Below are 16,658 nucleotides of genomic sequence, written 5' to 3'. Positions count from 1 at the left end.
GTTGCCCGCCGCTTCCAGAGGGTTTCGAACGGTCGCCCCAGGGCGGCCGTTCGTGTTTGTCGCTGTCGTGGGCGAAAGTGGTGCCGCTTTGACGCGCGGCGATCGTGGATTGCCCAGTGGGGAAGCTCATGGCCGGACAGATTTCCCAGCGCTTCATCGATGATCTGCTGGCGCGTACCGATATCGCCGAACTGGTCGCCGAGCGTGTGACGCTCAAGAAAGCGGGGCGCAATCTCAGCGGACTCTGTCCTTTCCACGACGAAAAATCCCCCTCCTTCACGGTCAGCCGTGAAAAGCAGTTCTATCACTGCTTCGGCTGTGGCGCCCACGGCAATGCGCTGCGTTTTTTGATGGAATACGATCGGCTGCGCTTTCCCGAGGCGGTGGAGCAGCTCGCGGCACGCCTTGGCGTCGAGGTCGAACGCGAGGATGACCAGCTTTCGCCTCATCAGCGCGAGCAGGCTCAGGTGCGCGAGCGCAAGCGCGAGGAGGGGGCGAACCTGCTCGAGCTCGCAAGCGACTGGTTTCGTCACCGGCTGGGCGCGCCCGAGGCCGAGCACGCGCGGCGTTATCTCGATGGCCGGGGGCTCGATGCCTCGATCATCGATGCTTTCGCCATCGGCTTCGCCCCTGAAAGCTGGGATGCGCTGAAGCACCACCTCGCCGAGCACGGTGTGAGCGAGGCGGTACAGGCCGAATACGGTCTGCTGGTCCAGCATGAGAAGACCGGGCGTACCTACGACCGTTTCCGTGATCGGGTGATCTTTCCGATCCGCGATTGGAAAGGGCGTACGCTCGGTTTTGGCGGGCGGGTGCTGGGCGATGCCAAGCCCAAGTATCTCAACTCTCCCGAGACGCCGGTATTCCACAAGGGGCGAGAGCTCTACGGGCTGTTCGAGGCCCGGCGCGGCGGGGCGCGGCTCGAGCGCCTCGTGGTGGTCGAGGGCTACATGGACGTGGTCGCGCTCGCCCAGCACGGCATCAGTAATGCCGTGGCGACGCTTGGTACCGCGGTCACTGAGGGTCATCTCAAAAGGCTCTACCGCTTGGTGGACGAGGTGGTGTTCTGTTTCGACGGCGACGACGCTGGGCGCCGCGCTGCGCGGCGTGCGCTCGAGGTCGCTTTACCGGTGATGATCGATGGGCGCCAGGCGCGTTTTTTGTTCCTGCCCGAGCGAGAGGATCCTGATTCACTAGTGCGCAGCGAAGGCCGGGAGGCATTCGAGGCGCGTATCGAATGCGCCAGCCCGCTATCGGAGTTTCTTTTCGATCAGGCGCGCGAAGGACTGGATCTAAAGCGGGTCGAAGGGCGTGAACGTTTCGTCAGCAGAGTGCTCGAGCGTCTGCGCTTGCTCCCGGAAGGTTTGCTGCGCTCGCTTTTGATGCGTGAACTCGCCAACCGTAGCGGAGTCGAAATGGAGCAGCTCGAGCGTTTCGCGGCGCCCGCGGCCAAGCGTGCCGATCCAGCGATGACGCAGTTCGAGCCGGCAGGCCAAGCGGGCGACGAGGCGCAGTGGGAGAGGGCGCCGGTCTCGTCGGCGCGCGCCACTGCCGCTGGGCGCCGGGGTTCGGTGCCGCTCAGCCTGCGTGCGCTGCATCTGCTGCTGCATGCGCCGACCTTGGTCGGCATGCTGCCCGAGGGTGAGGGGTGGTGTCCCGACGACGAACATGGCGTGCTGCTGCAGGAAGTGGCACGACTGTTGCGTGCCGGAGGCTATCGCTCGTCGCAGGTGATTCTTGCGCACTTCTACGGCAGTGAGCGGGGGCGGCAGCTCGAAGCGCTGATGCGCCGCGAGCCGATGATCCCTGCGCAGGCGCGGGAGGCCGAGCTCAAGGCGCTGGTCGAGCTGTTCGAGCGCAGGCGCGAGCGACTTTCTCCCGAGGAGGAGTATCGTGAGCTGCTGGCGCGCAGCCAGCGCGGCGAAACGCTCGCCGTGGAGGAAAAGAAGCGTTTGTGGGAGCTGATCGGCGTGTTGAACGCAGGGCCTGGGTGAGGCGTTGGCTGGTCCGGGCTTGAATTCAGCATACTGGCCCCCATCTAGGCGGGCAGAAGATGAAAGCCTTGATGCTTTCGAAATTTAACTGGCCAATCTAGCACACCCGATTCAGGATTCAAACCGAGGGCGCAGCGAGGCCGGGCGCCCGGCGAGTCGATACGCTATACTTCGTCGTTCGGCGCTCCCGGCTCTCTTCCTGGTGATGTACGTACGAGCGTTCGGGTGTTTCCATTTTTCTTCGTCGAGATAGGTTTCTATGGCTGGACACACACCGCAGTCGCGTCTGAAGGAGTTGATCGCGCGGGGCAAGGAGCAGGGCTTCCTGACCTACGCCGAAGTCAACGACCACTTGCCCGAGGACATCGCGGACCCGGATCAGGTGGAAGACATCATCAGTATGTTCAACGACATGGGCATCAACGTCGTTGAGGAAGCGCCCGACGAGGACACTTTGATGATGTCGGACAGCTCGACCGACGACACCGCCGCCGAAGAGGCGGTGGCGGCGTTGGCGGCGGTCGAAACCGACGTGGGCCGTACCACCGACCCGGTGCGCATGTACATGCGCGAGATGGGCACGGTGGAGCTTCTGACCCGTGAGGGCGAGATCGAGATCGCCAAGCGGATCGAAGAAGGCACCCGCGAAGTGATGTCGGCGTTGGCCTTCCTGCCGGGCGCGGTGGATTCGATCCTCGAAGCGTTCGACGGCACCCAGGGTGAAGAGGGCGGACGCCTGTCCGACCTGTTTAGCGGCTTCATCGATCCGGATGAAGGCGTCCCGGGAGTTGCCGAGGTCGAGGAGGAGTTGAACATCTCCGACGACGAGGGCGACGGCGATCTCGACGATGACGATGAGGATGGCGAGGACGACGATGATTCGACCACCAATGAAGGTGGGCCGGATCCGGAGCTCGCCCGCGTTCGCTTCGAGCAGATTCGCGAACAAAACGAGCTGGTCAAGGCTGCGATCGAAGAGCATGGCCCCGGTTCGCGTGAAGCTGTCGCGCAGCAGAATCGATTGGCCGAGCTGTTCGCCCCGATCAAGCTGGTGCCGAAGCACTTCGAACGGCTGATCGGTCAGATCCGGCTCAGCATCGACCAGGTGCGGACGCAGGAAAAGCTGGTCATGCAGATATTCGTCAAGCGTAGCAAGGTATCGCGCAAGACGTTCATCGGCGCATTCCCCGGCCATGAGACCGATCTCGAGTGGTTCGACAACTTCGTTGCCACCCACTCCAAGTATGCCGAGGCGCTCAGCGACTATCGGGTAGAAGTGCTGCGCGCGCAGCGCAAGATCGCCTTCGAGCAGGAGCTGGTCAATCTGACCGTCGCCGAGCTCAAGGAGGTCAACCGCCGGCTGTCGATTGGCGAGGCCAAGGCGCGCCGGGCCAAGAAGGAGATGGTCGAGGCCAACCTTCGCCTGGTGATCTCGATCGCCAAGAAGTACACCAACCGCGGGCTGCAGTTCCTGGATCTCATCCAGGAGGGCAACATCGGTCTGATGAAGGCGGTCGACAAGTTCGAATATCGCCGTGGCTACAAGTTCTCGACCTATGCCACCTGGTGGATCCGGCAGGCGATCACCCGCTCGATAGCGGATCAGGCACGCACCATTCGTATCCCGGTGCATATGATCGAGACGATCAACAAGCTCAATCGCGTCTCGCGCCAGATGCTGCAGGAGATGGGGCGCGAGCCGACTCCCGAGGAGCTTGGCGAGCGCCTCGAGATGCCCGAGGAGAAGGTGCGTAAGGTGCTCAAGATCGCCAAGGAGCCGATCTCGATGGAGACGCCGATTGGCGACGACGACGATTCGCACCTTGGGGACTTCATCGAGGACGGCACCATGGTGTCGCCGATCGACTCCGCCACCGGCGAAGGCCTGATCGAAGCGACGCGCAACGTGCTCGGCGGTCTCACCGCGCGTGAGGCGAAGGTGCTGCGCATGCGTTTCGGCATCGACATGAATACCGACCATACCCTCGAGGAGGTTGGCAAGCAGTTCGATGTCACGCGCGAGCGTATCCGTCAGATCGAAGCCAAGGCGCTGCGCAAGCTGCGCCACCCCTCGCGCTCCGAGGCGCTGCGCTCCTTCATCGAGGAGTAGTCGCACAAGAGTGGTAACCCAGGAGACCGCCGAGTCGCCTTGGATCGAAAAGCCCCGCCGTCGCTCATGCGACCGGCGGGGCTTTTCTTCATTCGGGGTCAGGCGAGGGATTCGCTATCGCGCTGCGCCTCCTCGAGCAGCCAGTCGTGCAGCGCCCGGACCCGGGGGTCGTCCAGCGCGCCCGGGGCGTGGACGATCACGTAGCGTTTGCCGGTGGCCACCGCCCGCTTGAGCGGCATGATCAGCCTTCCCGAGGCCAGCTCGTCAGTGATCAGTGTGCGGCGGGCGATCGCGACGCCCATGCCGCGGATCGCCGCTTCGATGGTCAGGCTGTTGCGATTGAACGTGTAGCCGCGGCGTACGTTGATGCCGTTGGTGCCGATAGCGCGCAGGTAGTACTCCCATTCGGCATGCTCGCCGCTGCCTCGCCAAGCGGTCACGTCATGCAGCAGAGGGTAGTAGGCCAGGTCGCTGGCCTCGTAGAGCGCCGGCCTGCGCTTGAGCAGCTGCGGCGCGCAGACCGGGAATATCTCCTCTTCGAACAGTGCGCTGGTGCGCAGTCCCGGGTAGTGGCCGTCGTTGAGATCGAGGGCGAGGTCGAATTCGCCTTCGATCAGCGCGCGGTCGCTGTCCTCGGCGCGTAGGTGCAGGGCGATGTCCGGAAACCTCGCCTGCAGCCTCGGCAGCCTCGGCATCAGCCATTTGGACAGGAACGAGGGTACCGAGCGAAGGCGCAGCTCCCCGCTCATCAGGCCGTGGGAGAGGCGGCGTATCTCGTCATCGACCTCTGTGTAGGCGCCGCTCACGGTGGCGGCGAGGCGCTTACCCTCGGCGGTCAGTTCGAGGCGTCGCGGATGGCGGCGGAACAGGCGAAAGCCCAACCGCTCCTCGAGCTGCTTGATCTGCTGGCTGACAGCGCCGGTGGTGACGCTCAGGCGGGCGGCGGCGCGAGTGAAGGAGAGCTCCTCGGCGGCGATGGCGAAGATGTGCAGGCCGGCGTAGGTGGTGGCGTTGAGCCTTTGCATGTGAGGCGTCCATCGAGCGTCAATGGTTTAGAATAACTAAACATGGGCTTAGAAAGTATCCATTGAGATGCGCAATGGTGGCCTTCAAGCTGTGCCTAGAATTCATAGGATTTAGCCAGGCTCTTTCAAAGCGATCTGTTCCAAGCGCCTTGGCCTCTAGCACAGAAAGGATCTGATTCCATGTCCATCAGCGTCTTCGAGCTGTTCAATATCGGCATTGGTCCTTCCAGCTCGCACACCGTTGGTCCGATGCGGGCCGCACGGCGTTTTCTCGACGAGCTCGATGCGCTGGGCAGCCTCGAGGGCGTCGTCGGCGTCGAGGTCCATCTGCATGGCTCCCTGGCCGCCACCGGGGCTGGGCACGCCACCGATCGTGCGGTGATCATGGGGCTGATGGGCGAGCTTCCGGATTCCATCGACCCGGGCATCATCGAACCCTGTATCGAGGAGCTGCTGGAGTCCCAGACGCTGCGGCTGGCCAATCGCGTGGCGGTGGCGTTCGTCTGGGAGCGTGACCTGCTCTGGTCGGTAGAGCCGCTGCCGTATCATCCCAATGCGCTGAGCCTGGTCGCGCGCTACCGTGATGGTAGCCGCTACGGTAATACCTACTATTCGGTGGGCGGCGGCTTCGTGCTGTCGGCTGCCGAGGTCAACGAGCCGGCCGATGCGGGCGCGACCAGCCTGCCCTTCGATTTCGACGGTGCGGATCGACTGATGGCGCTGTGCAAGGAGCATGGGCTGAGCATCGCTGAGCTTATGATGATCAATGAATGCGCCTGGCGCAGCGAAGAAGAAGTGCGGGCGAAGCTGATCAGCATCTGGGGCGCGATGCAGGCGTGCGTCGAACGCGGTTTGCACCAGCGCGGGATTCTGCCTGGCGGGCTCGGTGTGCGGCGTCGTGCGGCGGCGCTGTACGAGCGCCTTTCGCGCGCCGAGCGTGGCAACCTGATCGCGACGACGTTCTCAGCGATGGACTGGGTCAACCTGTTCGCGCTCGCGGTCAACGAGGAAAACGCCGCTGGTGGCCGGATGGTGACCGCGCCCACCAATGGCGCGGCCGGTATCGTCCCTGCCGTGCTGCATTTCTACATGAAGTTCCAGCCAGGGGCATCCGAGCGGGATGTGGTCGATTTCCTGCTGACCGCTGGGGCGATCGGCATCCTTTGCAAGAAGAACGCCTCGATCTCGGGGGCCGAAGTCGGCTGCCAGGGAGAGGTCGGCGTCGCCTGTGCGATGGCTGCGGCCGGCCTCGCCCAGCTGCTCGGCGGTTCTCCCGAGCAGGTCGAGAACGCGGCGGAAATTGGACTCGAACACAATCTCGGCCTGACATGCGATCCGATCGGTGGGTTGGTGCAGATCCCCTGCATCGAACGCAACGCGATCGCCTCGGTGAAGGCGATCAACGCCGCTCAGTTCGCGCTGCAGGGCGACGGTGAGCATTTCGTCTCTCTCGACAAGGTGATCCGCACCATGCGTGATACCGGGCGCGACATGCAGAGCAAGTACAAGGAGACCTCGCTCGGAGGGCTTGCGGTCAACGCGATCGAGTGCTGAGCGTGGGTTGCCGGTGCAGGCGAAGACAAGCGCCGCCCATCCGGGCGGCGCGAATTCATCGAGACGGGTTCAGTGCTGCAGGTGCAGTCCGCACTCGCGGTTGGCCTCGCCTTTGGTCGGGTCGATGTAGTCGAACTCGTTGGGCAGGTCGTGGGCGCTGAGATACTGATACAGCTCCTTCGGCGTCCAGTGCAGCAGCGGAGCGACCTTGATCAGCCCGTCGGGATTGCGGCTGACCGGCTGCATCTGGGCGCGCACGGCGGTGTCGCTGGCGCGAAGGGCGGTGAACCAGACCTCGGGGGCGGTTTCGCGCAGCGCGCGGGTGAACGGTTCGAGCTTGACCTCTTCGGTGAACGCCTCGTGGCGAGGATCATCGAGCCCCGGCACCGGGCCGTCGATCGCCTCGCGGTGGGCGCGCGAGCGTCTCGGCAGGTAGGTGATCAGGTTCAGGTCTAGCCGCCGGCGTATCTCTTCGACGAAGCGGTAGGTCGCCTCGGTGTTGTAGCCGTTGTCCATCCAGACGATCGGGATGTCGGGCTGCACCCGGGTGACCATGTGCAGGATCACCGCCTCGAAGGGGCGAAAGTTGGTGGTGCAGATGGCTTTTTTGTCGAGCGAAAGCGCCCAGCGCACCAGGCCCTCGGCATCGTGGCCGAGGTCATGGTTGATGACTTCGAGATCGAAGTCGGCTTGATCGGTCATTGCATGAATCTCCAAGATTGGCGCGCGCGCCGCGAGTCGCAGCACGGGAATGGCGACTACCCTAGCAAAGATCGCGACCGAGGCTGTAATAGCCGAAACTTCGCTGCTTATAGCGGATCACTGTGCGGCGCTCAGCGCCTCCATCAGTCGGGCGATCTTGCCGATGCTCTCGGCATACTCCTCGGCCTGGTCCGAGTCGGCGACGATGCCGCCTCCGCCCCACAGATGCAGCTCTCCCTCCACCGCTACCGCGGTGCGGATCGCGATCGAGGTGTCCATGTCGCCGCCGACGTCGATGTAGCCGACGCTGCCACAATAGAACGTGCGCGGGCTGCGTTCGAGTTCATCGATGATTTCCATCGCCCGGTGCTTCGGCGCGCCGGTGATCGAGCCGCCCGGGAAGGCGGCGCGCAGGAGGTCATGGGCATCGTGCTCCGGCATCAGTCGGCTGGTCACCGTGCTGACCAAATGATGGACGTTGGCGTAGGCGATCCGCTTGGTCAGCGTAGGCACAGCGATGCTGCCCGGCTGGCTGACTCGACCGAGGTCGTTGCGCAGCAGATCGACGATCATCACGTTCTCGGCCAGGTCCTTGAGGCTGGCTTCGAGCGCTCTGGCTTGGCGCTCGTCCTCTTCCTCGGTGGCGCCACGGGGGCGGGTGCCCTTGATCGGCTGAGCGGTGACGATGCCGCGCTCCAGGCGCAGGAAGCGTTCCGGAGAGGCCGACATCACGCTGACCGGGCGCTCCTCCGTCCAGCTCAGGAAGGCGCCGAATGGGGAGGGCGTCGCCTTGCGCAGGCGCAGGTAAGCCTCCCACTCATCGCCTCGATAGGGCGCGCAGAAGCGCTGGGTGAGGTTGATCTGGTAGCAGTCGCCGTTCTCGATGTAACGCTGCACCTGGGTGAAGGCTGCGGCGTATTCGTCGCGGCTCATAGCGGGGGAGAAGTCGTTCTCCAGGGCGAACGCTCGCGGCGCTCGCACATGCGCGTGCAAAAGCGGGACGAGCTGCGCACGGCGCCGCTCGTCCGCGATCAGCCAGCATTCGCGGCGCTGGTGGTCCTGTACCACTGACCAGTCGTAGAGGCCGACTCGAGCGGCAGGCAGGCGCGCCAGCGGCCCATCCTGCTCACGGGGCGGCCTGCCGGGCAGGCCCTCGATCAGGCGGCCGAATTCGTAGAGCCAGCAGCCGATCAGTCCGACGCTGAAGGGCAGGTGTTTGGGTACCGTGGAGTGCTCGACATCGAGTAGTCCAAGCAGCGCGCGCTGCGCCTCGAACGGCTCCAGTGGCAGGTGGGGGAAGCGCGGGCAGCGGGCGATGCCCCACGCGTCGGTGGTCAGTACGGCCACCGGCAGTGCGCTGAATACGTCGAAGCGGCCCGCCTCGGTGGAAGGTGCGCCGCTGTCCAGCAGCACCGCGCCCGGCAGGCTGCGCAAGCGGGAAAAATAGTGCAGTGGATCGTCGGGATAGGCGAGCTGATACGCTTGCAGGCGCAGCGGACGAAGAGCGTCTGGTTGGATCATGAAAGGAGCGTCGGCCGGGTCGTTGAAGCAGCGATTGTCGCATTTGCGCCGACTCCCCGGAAGGTTGCGGCGATTGTCGCCGGATGCCGAGACTCCGATAATCCCCGCCCAGGGCATCGAATCTGGAGTGAGCAATGGCGACTGGGCTAGGCCTCAGCGAAGGTGTGCTGGCGCTTGAAGAGCAGGATCTGTTCTGGAAGCGCGTCGATATCGAGTCCGCTGGTGGCACGGCGCTGCTGCTGCTGCACGGTGCGGGAGTGGCCGGAGGGCTGACCTGGGGGCCGATGATCGAGCTGATCGCGCCGCGACCGACGCTCTTGGTGCCGGATCTGCGCGGTGCGGGTCGTAGCCGCGATCCTGATGGCATCGAGCGTCCTTTCACCATCGATCAGGTGGTCGAGGACATCGTCGCACTGCTCGACGACCAGCGGGTGGAGCGCTGCGAAGTGGTCGGCTATTCGTTCGGCGGCTTAGTGGCGATGCGACTCAAACAACGGCTGGGAGAGCGTATCGAGAGCACGACGTTGATCGAGCCGGGGCTGCTGGAGCGCGCCGACCAGGCGGAGATGCGCTGCGTGCGGCAAGGTTATCACCGCGCGGCGGCGCGGGTTCGTAGCGGTACGGAGGTGGAGGCCGGGATCGTCGATTTTCTCGATCTGATCGCGCCACGGCGCTCGCGGCATCCATACATAGAGCGAGTGGCCATCGCGCGCCTCGCCGAGCGTCCGCTCGGCTTCGCCAACGCGCTCGACTGCCTCGCCCAGGCAGTGTGCAGACTCGATTGCGAGGAGGTGATCGCCGCCCAGCGGCATGTGCTCTGTCTGGTCGGTGGCAAGAGTCCTGAGACGCTGCGCGATTACCATCACGCGCTTGCCGCTGCCCGCGATGACTGGGAGTGCGTCGAGATCGGTGGTGCCGATCATTCGCTGCCGTTTCAAAAACCGCGTCGGATCGCTGCCTTGCTCGACCGAGCATCGGCTATGCGTGCGGCGAGTTTGCGCTAAGCTACACCTCTTTCAGCGGTGGCCGAGCCTCCGCTTCCAGATCCAAGGTAGGGATGCGTCTGCGACATGAGTGAAGCCCCACATTCCGGTAGTGCCGTTCGCACCCTCGCTGAGCGTGTCTTCCAGCAACTGCAGGAGGCGATCGTGCGTGGCGAGCTGCCGCCGGGCAGCAAGATCACCGAGCCAGGGCTTGCGCAGACCTACGGGATTTCACGTGGCCCTCTGCGCGAGGCGATGCGGCGTCTTGAGGCCTATCGGTTGATCGAGCGCGAGCCGCATGTCGGTGCCCGGGTGGTGAAGCTGTCGATGCGCGAGCTGCTCGAACTCTTCGATGTCCGCGAGTCGCTCGAGAGCATGGCCGCCCGTCTAGCGGCGCGCAACATGACCGCGCAGGAGATCAAGAATCTGCGCGATGTGCTCGCGGCCCATGAGCGCCAGGAGGGCATGCCGCCCGGAGAGGCCTATTTTCAGCGCGAGGGTGATCTGGATTTTCACTATCTGATCGCTCGTGGCAGCCACAATCGCATGCTAATCACCATCCTCTGCGACGATCTCTATTACCTGGTGCGTCTCTATCGCACTCAGTTCAGTGCCAAGGGAGCTCGCCCGCAGCGGGCCTATCTCGAGCATCATCGTATCGTCGACGCGATCGAAGCGGGGGACGAGGAACTTGCCGAGATGCTGATGCGCCGGCACGTCGTCGCGTCGAGACAGAACGTCTCCGAACGCTATGCCATGGCGCTGGACGAAAGCGGGGAGCAGGGCATTGTGATGCCCAAGGAGTGATATCCGCGAAAGGTGATTCGAAAGTATGGCGAAAAACCTGCGGAAAGGGCTTGCCAAGTGGCGAGGGGGTCTATAGAGTACGCCCTCGCTGACCGGGGTTAACCCGCAGCGGGAAGAGCAAGTCATTGATTGTTTTGGTGTTTCAGGTTGGTTCGGGAGCGGGTGGTTGGCTGGCTCCGAACGACGCTTCCTCAAGGAAGTGGTTGACACCAAAGCGTTTCTGAGTAGAATGCTCATCCACTCGACGCAGGGCACGCTTCTTCGAAGCAAGGTTCAGCCCGCGACGAGACGCTCTTTAACAAGTCGATCAGGCAATTTGTGTGGGCGCTCGGCTCGATGAGACGGCAACGTCACTGATGTATCCAGTCAGGCATCGAGGCAGCGACCACAAAGGCAAGCGATCCATCGTTTGTCGATGTAACAGCTATGTCGAGCCAGGCTAAGCCGTCCGTCTTTTCGAAGGTGGGGGGCAGCAAGATTTAAACTGAAGAGTTTGATCATGGCTCAGATTGAACGCTGGCGGCAGGCCTAACACATGCAAGTCGAGCGGCAGCACAGGGAGCTTGCTCCCTGGTGGCGAGCGGCGGACGGGTGAGTAATGCATGGGAATCTGCCCGGTAGAGGGGGATAACGTGTGGAAACGCACGCTAATACCGCATACGTCCTACGGGAGAAAGGAGGGGATCTTCGGACCTTCCGCTATCGGATGAGCCCATGTCGGATTAGCTAGTTGGTAGGGTAAAGGCCTACCAAGGCAACGATCCGTAGCTGGTCTGAGAGGATGATCAGCCACACTGGGACTGAGACACGGCCCAGACTCCTACGGGAGGCAGCAGTGGGGAATATTGGACAATGGGGGCAACCCTGATCCAGCCATGCCGCGTGTGTGAAGAAGGCCTTCGGGTTGTAAAGCACTTTCAGCGAGGAGGAACGCCTTTGGGTTAATACCCTGGAGGGGGGACGTTACTCGCAGAAGAAGCACCGGCTAACTCCGTGCCAGCAGCCGCGGTAATACGGAGGGTGCGAGCGTTAATCGGAATTACTGGGCGTAAAGGGCGCGTAGGCGGTCTGTTAAGCCAGATGTGAAAGCCCCGGGCTCAACCTGGGAACAGCATTTGGAACTGGCGGACTTGAGTGCAGGAGAGGAAGGTAGAATTCCCGGTGTAGCGGTGAAATGCGTAGAGATCGGGAGGAATACCAGTGGCGAAGGCGGCCTTCTGGACTGACACTGACGCTGAGGCGCGAAAGCGTGGGTAGCAAACAGGATTAGATACCCTGGTAGTCCACGCCGTAAACGATGTCAACTAGCCGTTGGATCCCTTGAGGATTTAGTGGCGCAGCTAACGCACTAAGTTGACCGCCTGGGGAGTACGGCCGCAAGGCTAAAACTCAAATGAATTGACGGGGGCCCGCACAAGCGGTGGAGCATGTGGTTTAATTCGATGCAACGCGAAGAACCTTACCTACCCTTGACATCCAGAGGACTATCCAGAGATGGATGGGTGCCTTCGGGAACTCTGAGACAGGTGCTGCATGGCTGTCGTCAGCTCGTGTTGTGAAATGTTGGGTTAAGTCCCGTAACGAGCGCAACCCCTATCCTTATTTGCCAGCGATTCGGTCGGGAACTCTAAGGAGACTGCCGGTGACAAACCGGAGGAAGGTGGGGACGACGTCAAGTCATCATGGCCCTTACGGGTAGGGCTACACACGTGCTACAATGGCGAGTACAGAGGGTTGCGAAGCGGCGACGTGAAGCCAATCCCAGAAAGCTCGCCTCAGTCCGGATTGGAGTCTGCAACTCGACTCCATGAAGTCGGAATCGCTAGTAATCGCGAATCAGAATGTCGCGGTGAATACGTTCCCGGGCCTTGTACACACCGCCCGTCACACCATGGGAGTGGATTGCACCAGAAGTGGCTAGTTTAACCTTCGGGAGAACGGTCACCACGGTGTGGTTCATGACTGGGGTGAAGTCGTAACAAGGTAGCCGTAGGGGAACCTGCGGCTGGATCACCTCCTTAAACGACAGCGCCGTGGTTGAGCCGAGTACCCACACCAAATTGCCTGATCGAAAGCAAGAGCGAAGTACTAAGGGTCTACGGCCCCGGCTTGGGTCTGTAGCTCGGTTGGTTGGAGCGCATCCCCTGACCTTGTGGAAAGCAGGGTGAGGTCGGCAGTTCGAAGTATGCCGAAGGTAAGCTCTGAGTGCCCGAAGCTGGGTCTGTAGCTCAGTTGGTTAGAGCGCACCCCTGATAAGGGTGAGGTCGGCAGTTCGAATCTGCCCAGACCCACCATTCTCCTGGTTGGATCTGTGAGAGCGGTGACGACAACGGGGCCTTAGCTCAGCTGGGAGAGCGCCTGCTTTGCACGCAGGAGGTCAGCGGTTCGATCCCGCTAGGCTCCACCATCGATTCGTTTGAATCGAGGTCGCTGTCCAGGCCAACGAAGAAAATACCGATGCCAGTCGCAAACCAATGTCCTCCGGATCAAGAGGAAGACGTGGGTTTCCGACTGTCTTCGCGACAGTACGCTCTTTAACAATGTGGATCATGCTGACCAAGTCCAGCGCGAACACCGGGGTGGAGACCTCGTGTCGTGAACGCTGGCCTGCCGGCCGCAAGGCGGGCAGAGAGATACGTCTCAAGCGTATCCGGCGAAATTGTTTTCGTTGATCGGTGACCAGACCCCTTCGGGTTATATGGTCAAGCGATTAAGCGCACACGGTGGATGCCTTGGCAGCCAGAGGCGATGAAAGACGTGATAGCCTGCGATAAGCGTTGGGGAGGTGGCAAATGACCTTTGATCCAGCGATTTCTGAATGGGGAAACCCACCGGCCAGAAGGTCGGTATCCGTACGCCAATACATAACGTACGGAGGCGAACCGGGAGAACTGAAACATCTAAGTACCCCGAGGAAAAGACATCAATTGAGATTCCCCCAGTAGCGGCGAGCGACCGGGGAGAAGCCCTTAAGCAGCTTATGTTCTAGTGGAACCGTCTGGAAAGTCGGGCCGTAGCGGGTGATAGCCCCGTACATGAAAGGGCATAGGGTGTGAAAACGAGTAGGACGGGGCACGTGAAACCCTGTCTGAACATGGGGGGACCATCCTCCAAGGCTAAATACTCCTGGCTGACCGATAGTGAACCAGTACCGTGAGGGAAAGGCGAAAAGAACCCCGGCGAGGGGAGTGAAATAGATCCTGAAACCGTGTGCGTACAAGCAGTGGGAGCAGGCAAGTCCTGTGACTGCGTACCTTTTGTATAATGGGTCAGCGACTTATTCTCAGTAGCGAGCTTAACCGTATAGGGGAGGCGTAGGGAAACCGAGTCTTAAATGGGCGACATAGTTGCTGGGAATAGACCCGAAACCGGGCGATCTATCCATGGGCAGGTTGAAGGTTGAGTAACATCAACTGGAGGACCGAACCGGGATCTGTTGAAAAAGATTCGGATGACCTGTGGATCGGAGTGAAAGGCTAATCAAGCTCGGAGATAGCTGGTTCTCCTCGAAAGCTATTTAGGTAGCGCCTCACGTATCACCATCGGGGGTAGAGCACTGTTTCGGCTAGGGGCCCATCCCGGGTTACCAACCCGAGGCAAACTCCGAATACCGATGAGTGCAGCGTGGGAGACACACGGCGGGTGCTAACGTCCGTCGTGAAAAGGGAAACAACCCAGACCGTCAGCTAAGGCCCCAAAATTCTGGTTAAGTGGGAAACGATGTGGGAAGGCTTAGACAGCTAGGAGGTTGGCTTAGAAGCAGCCATCCTTTAAAGAAAGCGTAATAGCTCACTAGTCGAGTCGGCCTGCGCGGAAGATGTAACGGGGCTCAAACCAGGTGCCGAAGCTACGGGTGTGCCTGCATCACTTAAGACTATTCGCTTGCACGAGCGCAGCGAGTGAAAGCCATCCACGAACGTCGAGTGGGTGGCGTTGCGCGTGAAGGGAGTAGGCTTAAGGATGCAGGCATGCGGTAGAGGAGCGTTGTGTACGCCTGCGAAGGTGGATCGTAAGGTCTGCTGGAGGTATCACAAGTGCGAATGCTGACATGAGTAACGACAAGGGGTGTGAAAACCACCCCCGCCGGAAGACCAAGGGTTTCTGTTCGACGTCAATCGGAGCAGAGTGAGTCGGCCCCTAAGGCGAGGCCGAAAGGCGTAGTCGATGGGAAACGGGTCAATATTCCCGTACCAGACGTTACTGCGATGGGGGGACGGAGAAGGCTAGGCGGGCCCGGCGTTGGTTGTCCGGGTAAAAGTAGGTAGGCCGAATCTCCTGGCAAATCCGGAGGTTCAAAGCCGAGATACGAGACGAACCAGTTTTTCGGAACTGGGAAGCCGTTGATGCCACGCTTCCAGGAAAAGCCTCTAAGCTTCAGGTAACGTGTGACCGTACCCCAAACCGACACAGGTGGTCAGGTAGAGAATACCAAGGCGCTTGAGAGAACTCGGGTGAAGGAACTAGGCAAAATGGCACCGTAACTTCGGGAGAAGGTGCGCCGGCGTAGGGTGAAGAGACTAGCTCTCGGAGCGCGAACCGGTCGAAGAGTCCAGGTGGCTGCAACTGTTTATTAAAAACACAGCACTCTGCTAACGCGTAAGCGGACGTATAGGGTGTGACGCCTGCCCGGTGCCGGAAGGTTAATTGATGGTGTTAGCTTAGGCGAAGCTCCTGATCGAAGCCCCGGTAAACGGCGGCCGTAACTATAACGGTCCTAAGGTAGCGAAATTCCTTGTCGGGTAAGTTCCGACCTGCACGAATGGCGTAATGATGGCCACACTGTCTCCACCCGAGACTCAGTGAAATTGAAATCGCTGTGAAGATGCAGTGTACCCGCGGCTAGACGGAAAGACCCCGTGAACCTTTACTACAGCTTCACACTGGACGCTGATGTTGCTTGTGTAGGATAGCTGGGAGGCTATGAACCCTGGACGCCAGTTCGGGGGGAGCCAACCTTGAAATACCAGCCTGGCATCATTGGCGTTCTAACTTGCCCCCGTGATCCGGGGGAAGGACAGTGTGTGGTGGGTAGTTTGACTGGGGCGGTCTCCTCCCAAAGAGTAACGGAGGAGCACGAAGGTACCCTCAGCACGGTTGGAAATCGTGCATTGAGTGCAAGAGCATAAGGGTGCTTGACTGCGAGACGGACAGGTCGAGCAGGTACGAAAGTAGGTTCTAGTGATCCGGTGGTTCTGTATGGAAGGGCCATCGCTCAACGGATAAAAGGTACTCCGGGGATAACAGGCTGATACCGCCCAAGAGTTCACATCGACGGCGGTGTTTGGCACCTCGATGTCGGCTCATCACATCCTGGGGCTGAAGTCGGTCCCAAGGGTATGGCTGTTCGCCATTTAAAGTGGTACGCGAGCTGGGTTTAGAACGTCGTGAGACAGTTCGGTCCCTATCTGCCGTGGGCGTTGGAAGTTTGAGAAGCGCTGCTCCTAGTACGAGAGGACCGGAGTGGACGAACCTCTGGTGTTCCGGTTGTCACGCCAGTGGCATTGCCGGGTAGCTATGTTCGGACGGGATAACCGCTGAAAGCATCTAAGCGGGAAGCCCCCTTCAAGATGAGACTTCCCTGGGGCCTCGAGCCCCCTAAAGGACCCTCGAAGACGACGAGGTTGATAGGCACGGTGTAGAAGAGCGGTCAACGCTTTGAGCTAACGTGTACTAATGGTCCGTGAGGCTTGACCATATAACCCCAAGTGGTCAGGTCATCGAAAGACGAAGCAACGGATACGACGAGACGATCTCGGCCAGCATGATCCACGAATCAGTGAAGTTTGCCTTGATGGGCAGGCTTTGCGCCAGAATATGCTTGACGACCATAGCGAGCGGGTCCCACCTGACCCCATGCCGAACTCAGCAGTGAAACCGCTCAGCGCCGATGGTAGTGTGGGGTCTCCCCATGTGAGAGTAGGTCATCGTCAAGCATTCATCCCGAGAACCCCCGCACCGATGG

General features: G+C 61.2%; 8 protein-coding genes, 2 tRNA genes and 3 rRNA genes. 10 read left to right on the top strand and 3 right to left on the bottom strand.

Features of this window, described 5'->3' with window-relative positions; genetic code table 11:
* Positions 1 to 128 precede the first annotated feature (128 nt).
* Together dnaG and rpoD are read left to right on the top strand one after the other, a co-directional pair.
* On the top strand, positions 129 to 1,994 hold the full coding sequence (gene dnaG, locus A5892_RS14560; protein WP_064123407.1) for a DNA primase: 1,866 nt from the start codon (positions 129 to 131) through the stop codon (positions 1,992 to 1,994).
* A gap of 259 nt (positions 1,995 to 2,253) precedes the next feature.
* Entirely contained in the window at positions 2,254 to 4,104 is a 1,851-nt protein-coding gene (gene rpoD, locus A5892_RS14555; protein ID WP_064123406.1) for an RNA polymerase sigma factor RpoD, read from the top strand.
* 98 nt (positions 4,105 to 4,202) lie between these two features.
* Here the strand turns inward: rpoD and A5892_RS14550 are convergent, their stop codons facing one another.
* Positions 4,203 to 5,129, bottom strand: coding sequence for a LysR substrate-binding domain-containing protein (locus A5892_RS14550; RefSeq protein ID WP_064123405.1), 927 nt, complete (start codon positions 5,127 to 5,129; stop codon positions 4,203 to 4,205).
* 180 nt (positions 5,130 to 5,309) lie between these two features.
* Here A5892_RS14550 and A5892_RS14545 point away from each other — a divergent pair, with 180 nt between their 5' ends.
* Complete coding sequence (locus A5892_RS14545; protein WP_064123404.1) at positions 5,310 to 6,683, top strand: L-serine ammonia-lyase; 1,374 nt, start codon at positions 5,310 to 5,312, stop codon at positions 6,681 to 6,683.
* Between the two features lie 69 nt (positions 6,684 to 6,752).
* Here the strand turns inward: A5892_RS14545 and A5892_RS14540 are convergent, their stop codons facing one another.
* Positions 6,753 to 7,385 (bottom strand): phosphoadenosine phosphosulfate reductase domain-containing protein, encoded by a 633-nt coding sequence (locus tag A5892_RS14540; protein WP_064123403.1) that lies wholly within the window; start codon positions 7,383 to 7,385, stop codon positions 6,753 to 6,755.
* A gap of 117 nt (positions 7,386 to 7,502) precedes the next feature.
* Positions 7,503 to 8,906: an aminodeoxychorismate synthase component I gene (gene pabB / locus A5892_RS14535; RefSeq protein ID WP_064124532.1), complete on the bottom strand. Its 1,404-nt coding sequence runs from the start codon at positions 8,904 to 8,906 to the stop codon at positions 7,503 to 7,505.
* Between the two features lie 134 nt (positions 8,907 to 9,040).
* On the opposite strand from pabB, the gene A5892_RS14530 reads away from it, so the two are divergent.
* From A5892_RS14530 to rrf, 7 genes are all read left to right on the top strand, one after another.
* Positions 9,041 to 9,910 carry an alpha/beta fold hydrolase gene (locus A5892_RS14530; RefSeq protein ID WP_064123402.1) on the top strand — a complete coding sequence of 290 codons (870 nt, stop codon included), beginning with the start codon at positions 9,041 to 9,043 and terminating at the stop codon, positions 9,908 to 9,910.
* Between the two features lie 66 nt (positions 9,911 to 9,976).
* On the top strand, positions 9,977 to 10,696 hold the full coding sequence (locus A5892_RS14525; protein ID WP_064123401.1) for a GntR family transcriptional regulator: 720 nt from the start codon (positions 9,977 to 9,979) through the stop codon (positions 10,694 to 10,696).
* Positions 10,697 to 11,177: 481 nt separating this feature from the next.
* A 16S ribosomal RNA gene (locus A5892_RS14520) occupies positions 11,178 to 12,717 on the top strand.
* Positions 12,718 to 12,913: 196 nt separating this feature from the next.
* Positions 12,914 to 12,990 (top strand) — tRNA-Ile (locus A5892_RS14515).
* A 37-nt stretch (positions 12,991 to 13,027) separates the two neighbouring features.
* Positions 13,028 to 13,103 (top strand) — tRNA-Ala (locus A5892_RS14510).
* Positions 13,104 to 13,396: 293 nt separating this feature from the next.
* A 23S ribosomal RNA gene (locus A5892_RS14505) occupies positions 13,397 to 16,391 on the top strand.
* Positions 16,392 to 16,513: 122 nt separating this feature from the next.
* Positions 16,514 to 16,629 (top strand): 5S ribosomal RNA (gene rrf / locus A5892_RS14500).
* Together the 16S, 23S and 5S rRNA genes with 2 tRNA genes alongside form the textbook arrangement of a ribosomal RNA operon.
* Positions 16,630 to 16,658: the final 29 nt, after the last annotated feature.

Source organism: Halotalea alkalilenta (genome assembly GCF_001648175.1).
GTDB classification, from domain to species: domain Bacteria; phylum Pseudomonadota; class Gammaproteobacteria; order Pseudomonadales; family Halomonadaceae; genus Halotalea; species Halotalea alkalilenta_A.
The sequence above is the reverse complement of the archived record's forward strand: the minus strand, read 5'-3'. Positions and strand labels throughout refer to the sequence as shown.